Raw genomic sequence first — 16,684 nt, forward strand, 5'->3', positions numbered from 1 at the left:
TGCTTCATAATGATAATACCACTTTTGTGGACCATTAAGCCATACGATGTGCATCATAAGTTTATATTTATATTTGATATTGTGTTTAGTTAAAAGTCACTTCCATAGACTTGACTTTTAGTGCTCCAAAATAGAAATTAACCGTTGCCTTACCTGTTCCACTTACAACAACACGAACATTTTCTTCTGACTTATCGTGCTCCTTTTCATAAATGGTTTTGGTCACCCCATCTTGGATCATCTCAACACGTACGGTCTCTTTTTGCGTCGCAAAGCTCAGTGGAATAATGTAGGTCTTATCGACAAGATCATCACCTGTTCCATTTTCTGATGTTGTGCCATCACCGGCTTCTGAACCAGTCCCATCACCACCATCAAGGGTCTGATCGTCTCCATTTTCACTGCCCTTACTAATCACAATGCTTACACTGGTCTTCTCTTCGACTTCTGTGCCCGAACTAATGCTTTGAATCATCGCTAGGTCTTTTCCATATGTCTCCGAGAAATTATAAGTGACATTGCCCAGTCTCAAATTCACACTGGACAAGCTTGACTTTACTTGGGCAAGTGACTTTCCAAGTAGATTTGGTACAAGGACTGTCTCAATCGGTTTGCCCTGGCTGACAACCAAATTAACACTCATGCCTTTTTCAGAATTTGATCCTGCTGCAGGATCTTGCTTTATGACAAGGCCACTTGGCAGATCACTAAACTCATAGGCAATTTCTCCTACTTTAAGGGACTTGTTGTCAAGAACCAGCTTGGCTTCTGCAACATCTTTTTGCATTAAGTTTGGAACCTTCACAAGTTCTGGTCCATTGGAAACTACCACATCAACTGTGAAGCCTTCTTTTAGTTCCACACCCGCTTCTTGTGATTGTCTAACAATGTGGTTTTTTTCCACGGCGCTGTCAAAAACATAGTCCTTAACATTAATATTTAAATTGAGACCATGAAGGGTGTCCACAGCTTCATTGTAAACCACACCTTCCAACTCAGGCATAACAACGACTTTGGGCTTCATTCTCTCCAGTACAGAGGAGAGGGTGAAGGCACCAATAACGAGAACCGCTGCAATAAGACCCGCCAGAACCACTAGAATGACGCCCACTTTACTCTTCTTCTCCTTGGGCTTTTCGTCAAACTCTTCATCTTTAATGTTGGGAATGATCATGGTCGGTGAGTCATCATCATGTACGTAAAAAGGCACATTTAACTCTGGATTCTTCGACAATTTGTCCAGATCATCAATCAACTCCCGTGCAGACTTATATCTGTTATTAGGGTCTTTCTGAATGGCTTTTAGAATAACGCTTTCAAGCCCTTTTCCAATTTCTTCATTAAACTGGCTTGGCTCAACAACTTCTTCCTTAATGTGTTTCATAGCAACAGATACTGGCATGTCTCCATCAAAGGGAAGTTTTTTTGTTGCCAGTTCATACATTAAGATACCCAGTGAATAAATATCTGATTTTTCATCAACAAAACCACCTCTGGCCTGTTCCGGTGATGAATAATGCACAGACCCAATGGCTTCTTTTGTCGTGACAATTGTCGATGATGTCACGGCTCGAGCGATTCCAAAATCCGCCACTTTAACAATGCCATCTTCATTTATCAAAATATTATGGGGTTTAATGTCCCTGTGAATGATTCTATTGGCATGAGCATGTTCCAGACCAAGTGCTATCTGCTTGGCAATTTCAATAATTTCATCATTTGGAATAAAATCTTGGTGGCCTTTAATATACTTTTTTAATGTCACACCTCTTACAAGCTCCATGACAATATATCTTACATCGCCATCCTTTCCCACATCATAAATATTAACGATGTTGGGATTTGACAGGCTGGCTGCCGCTTGAGATTCCTTTTCAAATTTTTCTACAAAATCTTCATCTGAAACAAGCTCAGGTCGAAGCACTTTGACAGCTACAAATCTATTCAACAGGAGACACTTGGCCTTAAAAACATTGGCCATACCGCCCTCTCCTATCTTCTCGATGATCTGATAGCGATTCCCAAGAATCTTTCCTATCATTTGGCTCATCAGCATTTCACTCCTTCATTTATCAACTGCATTTCACTGCTACAACTGTAATATTGTCTTGCCCGCCTGCTTCGTTTGCGCTATCCACTAGGGCATTACAAATCGCTTCAAGGGACGCTTCACTTGACATGATTTCAATAATTTCTTCTTCAGACACATGCGTTGTGAGGCCATCCGTGCATAAAAGTATGATGCCACTTTCTACAATTCTTTGAAGCAGATCGATTTTAACAGTCAGACCAGTTCCAACAGCGTTTGTCAGTATATTTTTTTGTGGATGGACGCGCGCTTGTTCCTCGGTGATGGTTCCTGCACGAACCAGCTCACCCACAAGGGAGTGATCATCCGTAATTTGCTCTAGATCCCCGTTTTTAAAAAAGTAGGCCCGACTATCACCAACATGAGCAAAGAACATCATGTCATTGTCGATCAAAAGGAGGGTCAATGTTGTGCCCATACCTTCCATATCTGAATTTGACCGCGACAGTTCATAGACCTTTGCATTGGCATGCCTAATAGATCCAAGTAAAACTTCTTCCACTTGATCTTTCGAGGCTTCTCCGCTTAACTGCTCACTAATAAAATCTTTAACCGCATCAACTGCCACACGACTTGCTACCTCACCAGCATTATGGCCCCCCATGCCATCAGCGACAACGAATAGCTTTGGTCCTTTTTCAGACACAAAGTAACAATCCTCATTGTTTGTCCTCACTTTGCCCGTGTGCGTCCTTGCATACGCCTCCATACAATCACTCCAAGCTGTCAGTTTAGTTGTTTTTAACAAGTTTACATATAAAGAATCCGTCAGTACCATGTATGTTAGGATATAAGGTCATATATCCCTTTGTATCGTGCGTCCATAATTCCGGTAAAATATCTAAATCTATGTTTTCTACCTTAAAATCTGGGTGGCGCTCTATGAATCTTTTTATCTGTAGTTCATTTTCCTCAGGTTCAATTGTACACGTGCTGTATACCAAATGTCCACCCGGTTTTATATACTTTGAAGCCATATCAAGCATATCCGACTGGATTTCAGCCAGCTCATATATATCTTCTTCAATCTTATTGAACTTTATTTCAGGCTTTCTTCGGATAATTCCAAGGCCAGAACAAGGGGCATCAAGAAGGACAATATCAGCCTTCTCAATCAAGCTTTCATCTAGTTCTAGGGCATCTTTAAGACTTGCCTTAATGGATTTTAAGTTCATACGCTGGGCATTTTCCTCAATCTTGCTAATTTTGTGGTCATAAATGTCCCAACTTAAGACGGTGCCTTCATCGTTCATAATAGACGCAAGATGTGTAGACTTTCCACCTGGCGCCGCACACATATCAATGACAAATTGTCCAGGTCTTGGCCCTGCAATATAGCCAACAGCCTGGGCTGCAATGTCTTGTATTGTGACTTGTCCATTTTTGAAAACTTGAGACTCTGCCAGTGAACCTGCATTCTCAGTTTTTACTTTAAAGGCGTCAGGCAGGCTTGCCGGTTCCACTAAAAACCCATCAAACTCTAGACTTTTTAGAACCGCATCTCTTGTTGCCTGCATAACATTGACACGACCAATTAATTCAGGAATTTCATTGTTGCTTTTTAATAGATCTTCAGTAAACTCAGCCCCAAATCTCTTAAGCCACCTTCTGACGATCCAGTCCGGGTGTGAGTAAACCACAGTTAAATGATTTAGCAGATCTTTTTCTTTGTCAGGTAAGGTGTAAGCTTTGTCTTTTCTTAAAAAGGTCCTTAGAACCCCATTTACAAACCCACTATAGCGATTCTTATACTGTTTTGCTAGCTTAACACCCTCATTGACCGCTGCAGAATCTGGAATGTTTTCCATGAAAACGATCTGATAAATCCCCATTCTTAATATGTTTCGAATGGCTGGATCAAGTTTGTTGATACGGAAATTAATATATTGTCTAATAATATGGTCAAGTAAATTCTTATTTTCTAGAACACCATAGAGCAGTCTTGTCGTCAGCCTTCTTTCAGCTGCCTCAAGACCTGCATCTCCCAACATTCTATTGAGAACCCGATTCGAGTAACCATTCATTTTTTCGACTTCAAGAAGGGCATCCAGTGCCACTTTTCTCGCTGTAACCTTCGCCATTTAATGCCTCTTTCCAATATCTTCTACCCGATTGCAAGAACCTCTAAGTGTTTCTTATCCTCATACAAAATTATAGAGTGGGCAATCAATGATCACCCACCCAAAGGTATTCATTTTAGTCACGTGAATTTCTAAGAATAATGAACCTCAGAAGTTGAAGCGCCGCCATAGCTGCCGATGCAACATATGTCATAGCTGCTGCATTTAGGACTTTTTTGGCCCCGCTCACTTCCTCCATAGAGAGAAAACCATTCTCCTCTATTTGAACCATTGCTCTTGAACTTGCGTTAAATTCAACTGGCAAAGTCACCAAATGAAATACGACAACCGCTGAAAACAGCAGAATACCAACATTCATTAGACCCGCACTTCTTAAAATCAGTCCAAGAAATAAAAGCGGAAAGGCCGCTTTACTGCTTATGTTGACCACTGGAAAAAATGCGCTTCTAAAGCTAAGAGGCACATATCCCATATGATGCTGCAAAGCATGTCCACATTCATGGGAAGCCACTGCAATTGATGCAATGCTGTTGCCCTTGAAAATTCCAGGTGACAACCTTACCACCCTTGATCTTGGATCGTAGTGGTCAGATAAAGTACCATGAGTCATTTCGACCTTTACATCGCTGAGTCCATTCCTTCTAAGAATATGCATTGCAGCTTCTGCACCTGTCAGACCGCGCATATTTCTTATTTGTGAATACTTTTGATACGCTGATTGAACTCTGCTTTGAGCAACCATTGTCAAAATCAGTGCTGGAATGATTAGAATCATTGTTGGATCCCAAAACATATACGGCATCATGACTTTTCCTCCTTTTTCATCCTAATGGATACATGATCACTCAGGCATTAACCTAAAACTACCCCGCATGGAACGTCATGTCCCAATATATATTGAGAAATATGCATTCTCTTGCTGTTCGGAAATTGCAGGATTTGCACATTCACAATACCATCTTTTGCCTGAACATATAGACCCGTCTTGTCGACTTTTAGGATCTCGCCAACCTGTCCAGAAACTTTTTCTTCATCAATCACAGCTGTGAAGATTTTCATTGTCTTCCCTTCAAACTTTGTGTATGATGACGGCCATGGATTAAGGCCTCTGATTTTATTTATAATACTTTGCGCACTTGTATTCCAGTCAATAAGTCCCATTGATCTGTCAAGTAGTGGCGCATATGTGCTCTTAGAATCATCTTGTGGCGTACGTGGTGCCTTGTTTTCATCTATAAGACTCAAAGTTGTCTCTAGAAGACGTCCACCCTCATTCATCAAAATATCATGCAACTGACCACAGTCCATATCGTCTGTGATTTCAACTTCAACTTTTTCTATCATGTCCCCTGTGTCAAGCCCCACATCCATATACATGGTTGTAACACCTGTTCGCTTTTCACCTTGGACAATGGCCCAATTAATTGGTGATGCGCCTCTGTATTTTGGAAGCAATGAAGCATGGACATTCACGCAACCCTTAGGGGGAATATCAAGTATTTCTTTTGACAAGATTTGACCATAAGCCACAACGACAATAAGGTCTGGGGCCAACTCTCTTAATATTTCAACATTTTCCTGAGTTTTTAATTTTTCAGGCTGGTAAACTGCTATGTCATGTTCCAGTGCCTTAACTTTAACCGGTGGTGGGGACAATTTTTTGCCCCGGCCTTTGGGTCTATCTGGTTGGGTGAATACCCCCACAACCTCATGGTTCTTTAGGCAGGCTTCAAGGCTAGGCACTGCGTAATCCGGTGTTCCCATAAATACGATTTTCAATTTATTCAGCCTCCACATACTCAATGACTTTGTCAGTAAACAGAACGCCGTTTAAGTGATCAATTTCATGGCATAATGCTCTGGCAAGAAGGCCAGTGCCCTCTATTGTGTATGCTTGTCCCTTTTCATTAAGCGCCTTTACAACAACGCGGGCTGGTCTTTTTACAACACCAGCCTTACCCGGTAGACTCAAGCAGCCTTCAACTTCTTCTTGTTCCCCTTCTTGATCTATTATTTCAGGGTTTACAAGAACTTTTACGCCACTTTCATCATAAATATCTATAACGACAACCCTCTTAAGGATACCAACTTGGGGCGCTGCAAGGCCAACACCGTCAGCATCATACATTGTCTCAATCATATCTTCAATCAGACCTTGTATTTTAGGATCAACCGTATCGATTTCTCTAGATTTTTTTCTCAGCACCGGATCATCGTCCGTGCGTATTGTGCGTATTGCCATTATAATGTCCTCCCAACTACAATATGTTCACTGCATCAATATCAACGCTGACAGCTGTTTCACCAACCACGAGCTTCTGTTTTTGATCCAGACACACACTTCGAAGTATTTCAGCGACAGCGTCTCCATCAGAGTAATCTGACTTTATGAGTATTTGCCATCTGTACTTCCCTTTTATTTTACTATATATTGCTGGGTTCGGGCCCAGTAATTGCACTTTTTTTAATTTATTTTTAATAAATTCAGCCTGCAAGGGTTCATATAACCGCTGGGCGGTTTTGGTCACATTATTTTCATTTATACCACTGATCAATATATTTGAAAGTCTCTGATAAGGTGGATAATTATAAACCTTTCTGAGTTCTGCTTCTGACTCTATAAAGCCTGCGTGATCGTGTTCACATGCTGCTTGTACAGCATAGTGCTCCGGAGTATAAGTTTGAATAACGACCTCGCCTGGATGGTTCCCACGACCTGCACGACCTGCCACTTGGGTTAAAATCTGAAAGGCTCTTTCACCAGACTGGAAGTCAGGTAAATTGAGCAGAACATCAGCTGACAAAACTCCAACCAAGGTGACATTCTCAAAATCCAGCCCTTTTGTAACCATTTGTGTCCCTATTAAAATATCTGTTTCCCTCTTGTCAAAACGGTCAAGTATAGTCTCCATACTGCCCTTGCGACTGACAGACTGTCTATCAAGACGGTCTACCCGAGCACTGGGAAAGGCTTGTCTTGTCAATTCTTCAACCTTTTCTGTCCCCGTCCCAAAGAATTTAAAATACCCACTATCACAAGATGGACATTTCTTAGGCACATGGATGGAGTAACCGCAGTAATGACAACTGGCCCGTCCTTGATTTTTATGGAAGGTTAGGGATATTTCGCAGTTAGGGCACTTCAAACTGAAACCGCAAGATCTGCAAGAAACAAATGTGGAATGTCCCTTCCTGTTTAGGAATAGAATAACCTGCTCCTTCTTATCCAAGCGATCACCAATGGCCTCGAAAAGTCTTTCGCTAAATATGGTTTTGTTGCCCATGGCCAGTTCATGTCGCATATCAACAATTTCAACATCAGGCATTATTTGATCATTAAATCTTGCCTTTAATTCCACACGCTTATAGTCTTTGGCCTCTACATGATGCACGGTTTCCAAACTTGGTGTCGCCGAGCCCAAAACAATAGGCGCCCTGTGGAGTTGCCCGAGCTTTCTTGCCACTTCCACCGCCCTATATTTTGGATTCTGATCAGACTTATAAGCATTGTCATGTTCTTCATCGAGTATAATAAGGCCCAAATCAAGACAGGGGGCAAAAAGCGCTGACCGGGCACCGATAATTATATTCAACTCACCGCGCTTTACAGCCTTCCACTGGTCAAACCGCTCTCCTAATGATAATTTACTATGAAAAACAGCCACCTGACCACTAAAACGATTGACAAATTTGCTCACAATTTGTGGGGTTAATGATATTTCAGGAACCAGAACCAGACACTGTTTGTTAAGATCCAAGACATCTTCAGCTAATTTCATATAGACTTCTGTCTTGCCACTCCCAGTCACACCATGGAGCAAATATGTCTGTGAATTTTCAAGCTTCACATCCTGTCTTATAACTTCATAGGCTTGGTTCTGAGCTTCATTTAAAGTCACTGCAGTGTTTTCATCGCGCATGTAGTGCTTTGGCGCCCTGAAAATCGTCACATCATCTGAGGCCACAAACTCCATCTGCTCAAGTTTTCGAATAACACTTGCCGAAACACGACACGCCTTGGTCACCTCTGCCTGTAAGACTGATCGATTCCTGCGTGACAAATAATTGATAACTCTTATTTGAGCCGAATTATTAGCCGGAATAGCTGCCAGGGCCTTTTCGCGGTCTACTTTCAATTGAATGTGCTTTTTTATTTGATCACTTACCTGTGTCTCAAAGGTTTCTCTTTTTTCAAGCACACCATTTTTTATATAAGTTCTTAACTTATAATCAGATATTTCGTCAAAATCTTCCCGTTGTAGAGCCTCTCCAGAATCAAACACCCGGAGCAATTCATCCTCCAAAATGTGATTACGACCTTGGTCTGTTATGACGTATGTCGTTTGTCTTTTAAGACTGGTGCCTGCTGGCATAATAGCTTGAAGGGCTTCAGAATACGTGCACAAATATCTATTTCTTAACCAAGAAACCAGTTCAAGCTGTTTTTTATCTATATGAATATCTTCATCTAAGAAATGAGTGATACTTTTTATCCTCTTAAAGGTCGTCGTATCAGAAAAGCTAAAAATTATGCCCTCCATCATACGGTTTCCCATACCAAATGGGACCATGACCTTCATGCCTATTTGGGCTATAAGTGCCTTATCCTCTGGCACCCTATAGGTATAGGTTTGATCCACTTCTCTCGATGCATTTGTTAGCGCCACTTGGGCGAACTGCTTCGACATATGACCACTCCTAGTCATGTATTATCACTGAAAATCACAAAAGGCTTACGTATTTATTATATCACGTAAGCCTTGCTCTTAAGAATTTTCACGCACTCTGCAGGCGACATTCCAATTTCACTTATTATGCCTTATCCATAAGTCTTGCTACGGTGTTCATGATTTCAAATGCCGCTTCATTCTTCGTCATCATGTCAAAGCTGTGTTTCTTACCGCTTTTTTCAATGATTTGAATAACATTTGTATCACCTTCAAAACCAGCACCTGCTTGACTCACATCGTTTGCAACGATCATATCAAGATTCTTCTTCTCAATTTTTTTTATGGCATTGGCTTCAACATCATTTGTTTCCGCTGCAAAGCCAACTAAAAATTGACCATCACGTTTTACAGAGCCAACGCCAAGTAATACATCTGGTGTACGCACCAGAGGAATACTCATATCATCGTCTGACTTTTTCAGCTTTTTGTCAGCCATATGTTCTGGCTTATAATCAGCAATCGCTGCAGCGCCAATTACTATGTCTGCATCAAGATGCTTTTGAACAGCTTCGTTCATAGCTTCGGCTGAATCGACAGATACCCGATTCACACCTGCAGGCACCGACAGATTTGTTGGTCCTGAAACAAGTGTTACATCAGCGCCCATATGGGCCGCATGTCTTGCTAGAGCATACCCCATTTTTCCTGAAGATCTATTGGTAAGATACCTAACAGGATCAATACGCTCGACTGTTGGACCAGCTGTCACAAGAACTTTTTTCCCTTTCAGGACATCGCTTCTTAAAAGAACATGTTCCACGTATTCGACAATATCTTCTGGTGAAGCCAACTTCCCAACACCAATATCACCACAGGCCAGACGACCCGATGCAGGTTCAATAAACTCAACAGCCAGCTCTTTTAGAGCCTGGATGTTTCGCTGAACCACTGGGTTTAAATACATGTTCGTATTCATTGCAGGGGCAACCACAACTGGCGCAGTTGTTGCCATGACAGTTGTGGACAGCATGTCATCTGCTATACCACCTATCATTTTTCCGATTATATTGGCCGTGGCTGGCGCAATTAGAAACACATCCGCCTTTTGGGCCAAAGAAATATGTTCCGTGTCCCATGTCTTTGGTTCATCAAACATGTCTGTGACAACTGGATTATTTGCTATGGCTTGGAAAGTGACCGGGGATACAAACTGCTGGGCATTTTTAGTCATAACTACATTGACTTCTATGCCTTTTTTACGCAAACGGCTGACAACATCTACAGCCTTGTATACAGCTATACCGCCTGTAACGCCAAGTACGACAGATTTCCCTTTTAACATGGGATCACCTACTCTGATTTAGGGATTTCTACATGAACAACGTCTTCGAGTTCTGTTGCATCAACTGCTTCAACTGCTTCTACCTTTGATTCGTAAATTTCTTGTGTTGCGATAGAAACCGGCTTCATAGAACTCGCTGTCGTTAGCGGTTCTGATCCGTCGATGATTTGTCTTGCTCTTTTTGAAGCCGCAATGACTAGTGAATATCTGCTACCTGTCATGTCTAGCAGCTCTGTGATTGATGGTTTAAGCATATTACTCTCGCTCTCCTTTAAATTCATTTATAAGTTCTTCAATGTTTTCAACAACACGATGAGACTCTGCTTCTATTATTGAAACAAGGGTGTCCGTAGCCTTATCGACTTTATCATTGATGATATAATAATCATACTTTTCGATATAGTCAATCTCAGAAAATGCACTCGAAAATCTTTTTTCAAGCGTTTCTGCAGTTTCTGAACCCCTGCCGATAATTCTATTTTTAAGTTCTTTCATAGAAGGTGGCAGGACAAACACAAATACCCCTTCAGGGTATTTTTCTCTAACTTGCATAGCGCCTTGAATATCTATTTCAAGTAGAACGTTTCGACCTTCAAGCAGTTCATCCATTACAAATTTCTTTGGTGTTCCATAGAAGTTATCATAGACCTGGGCGTGCTCTAAGAACTCGCCTTCTTCGATCATTTCCTTAAACTTGTCCTTCTTAAGGAAGAAGTAGTTTACACCTTCGACCTCACCATCACGTGGACTGCGTGTCGTTGCAGATATAGATACGGTTATATCATCGCCTCTGCGGCTTAACAGTTCTTTGCATATTGTGCCTTTTCCAGCACCAGATGGTCCAGATACGACCAATAATAGCCCTCTACGCTTCATAGATAACCCCTTCAGATACTTTATTGTTCAAGAATAACTTGAGATCACATTTGAACATTTGCCTAATAAAACCCTGAAGACATTGAATTCACATGGCTTCAGCTAGTAATTTCAAGTGCGATTCCATCACCAAGTTAAACTTTGCAATCTCTATTAAACCATGAAATCGCCTTCCATTCAACAGCATTTTAACGGTTTACTCGATATTTTGTATCTGTTCCCTGATCTTTTCCACTTCGCTCTTCATTTCAATTACATAATTGGAAATATCAATATCAGGAGATTTTGAGCCAATTGTGTTCACTTCTCTGTTGAGTTCCTGAACAAGGAAGTCTAGCTTTCTACCAACACTGCCGCCTTTTTCCAAAAAGTGATTCAATTGATCAAAATGGCTATAAAGGCGGGTAACCTCTTCAGCGATGCTCGTCTTGTCTGCGTAAACTGCAACTTCATGGATGATTCTGTCTTCGTCCACTTCCACTTCACCATCTAGAAGTTCATGAATTCGTTCTGTCATCTTGCTTTTGTGATTTTGAACAATATCCGGAACAAGCGCTTCTATTGAAGCCAGCATGGTCTTTATGCTTTCCACGCGATTGATAACATCAATCTTTAGCTTTCCACCTTCAACGTCTCTCATATGTTCAACTGAGACAAGCGCTCTTTTTAAAGACTCCTCCATAACAAGCCAAACCGCTTCTTGATCAGTTTCCTCATAAGTGATTTCAAGGGCATCTGGGAATTTTGATAACAGTCCCAGTGAAATGGTCTCTTTGACATCATACTTGTCTTTAATGCTAGAAAGCGCCCTGTGGTACTGGTCTAGTACAGCAAAGTTGGGTTCAATATTATAGTCATTTTTTATAATTTCTTCGTAGTTGATGTATACTTCAACACGCCCTCGATTTATTTTTTCCTTAATCAGGGATTTCATTCTTTCTTCAAGTGCAATGAGTTTTTTAGGCATTTTGATGATGATATCACAGTATCTATGGTTGACTGTCTTCATCTCAGCGGTTATCTTATAATTTTCATTTTCAAATTCACCACGGCCATAGCCGGTCATACTTAAAATCATGGGAGTCCCTCCATTTGTTTTGACAAGTATCCAAAAAGGCCTTGTCTTCTTATATGTCTTTTGCCTTGTGCCCACTGTACGCTTTAAGGCTCATAATAATAGAAACCTTCTGCAACAAGGACTGCATTTCCTTCCATAATAATTTCATCATTATCATTCTTAGAAATTTTCAGAATACCCCCGGGCACATGAACAATTACCTTGTCTGTGACCCGTTTCAGTTTGTTGGCCGCATAAAAAGATGCACAGGCACCAGTTCCGCAAGCCAGCGTGGCTCCTGCCCCTCTTTCCCAGGTTGCAACCCGCAGGGTCTCACTATCAATCACATGAACGAAATTTACATTTGTCTTTTCTGGATAAATCTTATGCTTTTCAATCTTAGGTCCTAAATGACAAACGGTCTTTTGGTTAAAGTCATCATCAAATACCATGGTATGGGGAACCCCTACCCGCATGCTTGTAAGCTTGAGTTTTTGACCATCCAGATCGACTTCCTGGTTTTCAAAAATATCTTTATCGCATATAACAGGCACTTCACTAGCTATTACATGAGCCTTTCCCATATTGACTTTCACATCAATTAAGACATCATCTTTAAGCTTTAGTTCAATCTTTTGCGTTCCTGCCAAGGTCTCAACATCAAAGCACTTTCCCGAAACAAGGCCTTCCTCATAGACAAAGCGACTAAAACACCTCACGCCATTTCCACACATTTCAGCCACACTGCCATCTGCATTGTAAAAAATCATTCTGACATCATCTGATTCTGATGGTGCAGCTATCATCAGCCCATCAGCCCCGACCCCAAAATGACGATCACAAATGCTTTTTGCGAATGCACTTAAATCATTTGGAAGATCCTCTGAAAATGCCATGATGACAAAATCATTGCCTGCCCCATGCATCTTCTTGAACTTGATCTTCATACCTTCACCTCAATTCATCTGTTTATCCTGTCTGTAAGACTTCTCATAGCTTTTATATCAGGATTTAACACTTCCTATATTTTAACACATATAGCCACACATTTCAGCTTTACAACCGAATTTGCATAAGTTTGACGACTTTCATTTTACTGCAAACAGTGGTATACTTGAGGGCAGGTTTTAAATAGCCAAAGGAGGTAACACGTGGCTTACGATGGAATACTCATGGCAAGTCTTGCAGACGAACTCAACGATCGTCTCTCAGGCAGCCGTATAGATAAAATTCACCAGCCAGAGCCCGATGCTCTGGTTATTCATATTAAGGCGCCAGGAGAAAAACTCAAACTCTATATTTCAGCCAATTCTAATCTTCCCCATATGACCCTAATAGAAAGGAAGATGGACAACCCGCTAAAGGCCCCTATGTTTTGTATGCTGCTCAGAAAACACATGGCTGGCGGAAGGGTGCTAAGTGTTCGTCAGCATGCACTCGAGAGAGTGATTTGCATAGATGTGGAGTCTAGAAACGAACTGGGCGACCTGGCCGTGAAACGTCTCATTATAGAAATTATGGGCAAACACTCTAATATCATTCTCATTGATGCTGAAGATGACACCATCTTAGATAGTATTAAAAGAATTCCTTTTAGCGTTTCCCGCTTAAGACAAATTTTACCGGGCCTCAAGTATGAGCTTCTTGTAACAGATAAAGAAAATCTGCGTCTTTCAGAAAAGGTTGATTTTTTAAACCGCATCCACAACACCACGAAGGCAACCAAGATTTTTAAATGGATCTATATGACCTATCAGGGCTTCAGTCCTGCAATTTCTAGATCTATTTGTTTTGAAGCAAATATACCTGAAAATGCCGACGTCAAAGAGTTGACTCAATCCCAGCTGGATACACTTTGGGCTGGTCTAGATAAAATTAAGACGGCTATCAGGGAAAACAATTACTCCCCTGTAATTGTTAAGGAAAATGAAACTGGAAAATACATGGACTTGTCGGCCTTTCGACTTAACCACTACTTGGCACCAGAATTTGAAACGGTGGAAAAAAATAGAATCACAGATGTTATTGAAGAGTATTATGAGAAAAAAGATCAGGTTAACCGTATGCTTCATAAAACGCAAAACCTGCGCAAGTTTCTTTCTCAAAGAATTGACAGGCTTCTAAATAAATTACAGAAGTTAAAGGAAGAACAACTTTATGCTGAAAACGCTGAGGAATCAAAGATCTATGGAGAACTCATACTTGCCAACCTCTACCAGATGGAAAAGGGCATGCACGAGGTCAAAGTTGTCAATTATTATGACCCTGATTCTAAGGAAATCATAATAAAACTCGATTCAAGGCGAACACCTTCAGAAAATTCTCAGAAGTATTTTAAAAAATACAACAAACTCAAGACGGCTCAAGATAAATTGGCTATACAAATTGAGGAAGCCGAGGCGGATCTGGCGTATCTGGAACAAGTTCAGTCAGCTGTTGAATTGTCTTCTGATCCAGCCAACATTGAAGAAATACGACAGGAACTGATAGAGTCAGGCATACTAAAGAAAAAACACCAAAGCAAGACAAAAAAGAAATCTAAATTTGAGCCCCTAACCTATATGTCCAGTGAGGGCTTTGAAATACTGGTTGGTAAAAACAACCTTCAAAACGATTATCTTACCCTGAAGCTGGCATCAAATAAAGACATGTGGCTCCATACCAAAATCATCCCCGGCTCCCATGTTATTATACGAACCAAGGGTGAAGATGTGCCAGAGCAGACCATTTACGAAGCGGCCTGCATAGCAGCATGGCACTCAAAGGGACGCCTGTCAGGTCAGGTCCCAGTAGACTATACGCCTGTTAAACACGTCAGCAAGCCGAGTGGTGCCAAACCAGGCATGGTCATTTATACGACAAATCAGACCCTATACGTCACACCTGACCAAGAGGAAGTTGAATCTCTTAGAAAGGCGTAATGCCGTCAAAGACTTATATTACAAAGACTTTTATTTAATAAGGGTCAAATACACAAACTAAAAAACCGCCTAGGTCATGTCATTAGCATACATGATATAGGCGGTTTTTATCATTGTTCAAGTTAAAATCATTCCGTTTTGGTCTTGCCCTGATAAATACAAACCTCATTGGCATTGTCCGTTTCATTTAGGTGTACCTTAATGATTTCCGAACTTGAAGACGGAACATTTTTGCCCACGTAATCCGGACGAATCGGAAATTCTCTGTGTCCCCTGTCTATTAATACTGCCAGTTGAATAGACTTAGGTCGACCAATGTCTATAAGGGCGTCCATAGCCGCACGCACTGTTCTACCAGTAAAAATAACATCATCCACTAGAACGACGATTTTCCCCGTTATATCTACACTGATATCAGATCCCTTAAAGACCGCTTGCTTGTCAATTTCCGTCAAATCATCTCGATATAGGGTTATGTCAAGAGACCCCACTGGAACAGTGTCCCCTTCTATCATTTCAATCTTTTCAGCTATCGTTTTTGCAAGGGGGACTCCGCGTGACCGAATGCCCACTAAAATAACATCATGAACCCCTTTGTTTTTTTCAATAATTTCATGTGCAAGGCGGGTCAGCGATCTGTTCATTGCTTTTTCGTCAAGTATTCTTGCTTTAAACTCCATGAAATATTATCCCCTTTCCACTGATTCAATTTTCCCTAGTATGGTTTTAAAGTATTCTGGAAGGTCCGAGTCAAATTCCATGTACTCCCCTGTTCGTGGATGCTCAAACCCCAGCATTTTTGCATGAAGAAGCTGTCCTTCGTGCTTTATTTTTCCTTGCTTTTTCCCGTAAACCGGATCACCTAAGAGCGGGTGACCAATATGGGTCATATGGACACGAATTTGATGTGTCCGCCCCGTTTCCAGCCTCAGCTCCACAACCGTGTAGTTTTTAAAGCGCTGAACCACCTTATAATGGGTTACGGCTTCTTTGCCTCCTGCAACCACAGCCATTTTAAGCCGGTCTTTAGGATTTCTTGCTATAGGTGCATTGATCGTGCCTTCATCTTTAGAAACTTTTCCATGAACCACAGCCAAATAAACCCGCTTTGTGGTTTTGGCTTTGAGCTGGCTTGCCAGACTATTATGGGCCTGGTTGTCTTTGGCTATCATAAGTATGCCTGATGTGTCCTTGTCTATCCTGTGGACGATACCTGGCCTTATAACCCCATTAATAGACGACAAATGGTCTACATGGTACATCAGCGCATTAACAAGGGTTCCTGAGTAGTTTCCTGGTGCAGGATGAACGACCATCCCCTGTGGTTTATTGACAATCATTAGACATTCATCTTCATATACAATTTCAACGGGTATATCTTCTGCTTCCACCTTGAGAACCTCTGGCTCAGGCACTTGAATGGAAACTTCCATGTCTTCTTCTAGCTTGATGTTCTTCTTTGTGATAGGCTGGCCATTAATACTAACACGACCATCCTTAATCAGCTTTTGTATGTATGATCTTGACACATTGTCGATGGCTTTACCCAAATATGTATCAATTCTTTCTCCTGCTTCTTCTGGTTCTATAATAAATGAAAATATATTCACATTAAACTCCCTAAAGTATGAACGCCATGCAAAAACTG

15 protein-coding genes are annotated in these 16,684 nt (G+C 41.2%); 1 reads left to right on the forward strand and 14 read right to left on the reverse strand.

Annotated elements, in window-relative coordinates; translation table 11 throughout:
• Positions 1 to 85: 85 nt before the first annotated feature.
• From pknB to dapF, 12 genes are all read right to left on the reverse strand, one after another.
• On the reverse strand, positions 86 to 2,050 hold the full coding sequence (gene pknB, locus ACQ4KW_RS12655; protein WP_430882845.1) for a Stk1 family PASTA domain-containing Ser/Thr kinase: 1,965 nt from the start codon (positions 2,048 to 2,050) through the stop codon (positions 86 to 88).
• 22 nt (positions 2,051 to 2,072) lie between these two features.
• Positions 2,073 to 2,798, reverse strand: coding sequence for a Stp1/IreP family PP2C-type Ser/Thr phosphatase (locus ACQ4KW_RS12660; RefSeq protein WP_430882846.1), 726 nt, complete (start codon positions 2,796 to 2,798; stop codon positions 2,073 to 2,075).
• Positions 2,799 to 2,820: 22 nt separating this feature from the next.
• Positions 2,821 to 4,170: a 16S rRNA (cytosine(967)-C(5))-methyltransferase RsmB gene (rsmB, locus tag ACQ4KW_RS12665; RefSeq protein ID WP_430882847.1), complete on the reverse strand. Its 1,350-nt coding sequence runs from the start codon at positions 4,168 to 4,170 to the stop codon at positions 2,821 to 2,823.
• Positions 4,171 to 4,285: 115 nt separating this feature from the next.
• Positions 4,286 to 4,975 carry a zinc metallopeptidase gene (locus ACQ4KW_RS12670; protein ID WP_430882848.1) on the reverse strand — a complete coding sequence of 230 codons (690 nt, stop codon included), beginning with the start codon at positions 4,973 to 4,975 and terminating at the stop codon, positions 4,286 to 4,288.
• A 47-nt stretch (positions 4,976 to 5,022) separates the two neighbouring features.
• Positions 5,023 to 5,949: a methionyl-tRNA formyltransferase gene (gene fmt / locus ACQ4KW_RS12675; RefSeq protein ID WP_430882849.1), complete on the reverse strand. Its 927-nt coding sequence runs from the start codon at positions 5,947 to 5,949 to the stop codon at positions 5,023 to 5,025.
• A 1-nt stretch (position 5,950) separates the two neighbouring features.
• On the reverse strand, positions 5,951 to 6,412 hold the full coding sequence (gene def, locus ACQ4KW_RS12680; protein WP_430882850.1) for a peptide deformylase: 462 nt from the start codon (positions 6,410 to 6,412) through the stop codon (positions 5,951 to 5,953).
• Positions 6,413 to 6,428: 16 nt separating this feature from the next.
• Positions 6,429 to 8,858, reverse strand: coding sequence for a primosomal protein N' (gene priA / locus ACQ4KW_RS12685; protein ID WP_430882851.1), 2,430 nt, complete (start codon positions 8,856 to 8,858; stop codon positions 6,429 to 6,431).
• A 124-nt stretch (positions 8,859 to 8,982) separates the two neighbouring features.
• On the reverse strand, positions 8,983 to 10,182 hold the full coding sequence (gene coaBC, locus ACQ4KW_RS12690) for a bifunctional phosphopantothenoylcysteine decarboxylase/phosphopantothenate--cysteine ligase CoaBC (protein ID WP_430882852.1): 1,200 nt from the start codon (positions 10,180 to 10,182) through the stop codon (positions 8,983 to 8,985).
• A gap of 8 nt (positions 10,183 to 10,190) precedes the next feature.
• Positions 10,191 to 10,463 (reverse strand): DNA-directed RNA polymerase subunit omega, encoded by a 273-nt coding sequence (gene rpoZ, locus ACQ4KW_RS12695; RefSeq protein WP_430882853.1) that lies wholly within the window; start codon positions 10,461 to 10,463, stop codon positions 10,191 to 10,193.
• On the reverse strand, positions 10,438 to 11,058 hold the full coding sequence (gmk, locus tag ACQ4KW_RS12700; protein WP_430882854.1) for a guanylate kinase: 621 nt from the start codon (positions 11,056 to 11,058) through the stop codon (positions 10,438 to 10,440). The genes rpoZ and gmk overlap by 26 nt, the downstream gene beginning before the upstream one ends.
• A 196-nt stretch (positions 11,059 to 11,254) precedes the next feature.
• Positions 11,255 to 12,136, reverse strand: coding sequence for a YicC/YloC family endoribonuclease (locus tag ACQ4KW_RS12705; RefSeq protein ID WP_430882855.1), 882 nt, complete (start codon positions 12,134 to 12,136; stop codon positions 11,255 to 11,257).
• An 83-nt stretch (positions 12,137 to 12,219) separates the two neighbouring features.
• Entirely contained in the window at positions 12,220 to 13,062 is an 843-nt protein-coding gene (dapF, locus tag ACQ4KW_RS12710) for a diaminopimelate epimerase (protein WP_430882856.1), read from the reverse strand.
• A 204-nt stretch (positions 13,063 to 13,266) separates the two neighbouring features.
• Here dapF and ACQ4KW_RS12715 point away from each other — a divergent pair, with 204 nt between their 5' ends.
• Positions 13,267 to 15,036 carry an Rqc2 family fibronectin-binding protein gene (locus tag ACQ4KW_RS12715; RefSeq protein ID WP_430882857.1) on the forward strand — a complete coding sequence of 590 codons (1,770 nt, stop codon included), beginning with the start codon at positions 13,267 to 13,269 and terminating at the stop codon, positions 15,034 to 15,036.
• A gap of 128 nt (positions 15,037 to 15,164) precedes the next feature.
• Here ACQ4KW_RS12715 and pyrR read toward each other — a convergent pair whose 3' ends face one another.
• Together pyrR and ACQ4KW_RS12725 are read right to left on the reverse strand one after the other, a co-directional pair.
• Positions 15,165 to 15,716: a bifunctional pyr operon transcriptional regulator/uracil phosphoribosyltransferase PyrR gene (pyrR, locus tag ACQ4KW_RS12720; protein WP_430882858.1), complete on the reverse strand. Its 552-nt coding sequence runs from the start codon at positions 15,714 to 15,716 to the stop codon at positions 15,165 to 15,167.
• Between the two features lie 6 nt (positions 15,717 to 15,722).
• On the reverse strand, positions 15,723 to 16,646 hold the full coding sequence (locus tag ACQ4KW_RS12725; RefSeq protein WP_430882859.1) for an RluA family pseudouridine synthase: 924 nt from the start codon (positions 16,644 to 16,646) through the stop codon (positions 15,723 to 15,725).
• Positions 16,647 to 16,684: the final 38 nt, after the last annotated feature.

Origin of the sequence: Tianxiuia mixotrophica, assembly GCF_050596425.1 — a bacterium.
Lineage (GTDB): Bacteria > Bacillota > Clostridia > Peptostreptococcales > Acidaminobacteraceae.

Coding starts and splice junctions, on each gene's coding strand:
- pknB (WP_430882845.1), bottom strand. CDS start 2,050: ATGAGCCAAATGATAGGAAAGATTCTTGGGAATCGCTATCAGATCATC.
- ACQ4KW_RS12660 (WP_430882846.1), bottom strand. CDS start 2,798: ATGGAGGCGTATGCAAGGACGCACACGGGCAAAGTGAGGACAAACAAT.
- rsmB (WP_430882847.1), bottom strand. CDS start 4,170: ATGGCGAAGGTTACAGCGAGAAAAGTGGCACTGGATGCCCTTCTTGAA.
- ACQ4KW_RS12670 (WP_430882848.1), bottom strand. CDS start 4,975: ATGATGCCGTATATGTTTTGGGATCCAACAATGATTCTAATCATTCCA.
- def (WP_430882850.1), bottom strand. CDS start 6,412: ATGGCAATACGCACAATACGCACGGACGATGATCCGGTGCTGAGAAAA.
- priA (WP_430882851.1), bottom strand. CDS start 8,858: ATGTCGAAGCAGTTCGCCCAAGTGGCGCTAACAAATGCATCGAGAGAA.
- coaBC (WP_430882852.1), bottom strand. CDS start 10,182: ATGTTAAAAGGGAAATCTGTCGTACTTGGCGTTACAGGCGGTATAGCT.
- rpoZ (WP_430882853.1), bottom strand. CDS start 10,463: ATGAATTTAAAGGAGAGCGAGAGTAATATGCTTAAACCATCAATCACA.
- gmk (WP_430882854.1), bottom strand. CDS start 11,058: ATGAAGCGTAGAGGGCTATTATTGGTCGTATCTGGACCATCTGGTGCT.
- ACQ4KW_RS12705 (WP_430882855.1), bottom strand. CDS start 12,136: ATGATTTTAAGTATGACCGGCTATGGCCGTGGTGAATTTGAAAATGAA.
- dapF (WP_430882856.1), bottom strand. CDS start 13,062: ATGAAGATCAAGTTCAAGAAGATGCATGGGGCAGGCAATGATTTTGTC.
- pyrR (WP_430882858.1), bottom strand. CDS start 15,716: ATGGAGTTTAAAGCAAGAATACTTGACGAAAAAGCAATGAACAGATCG.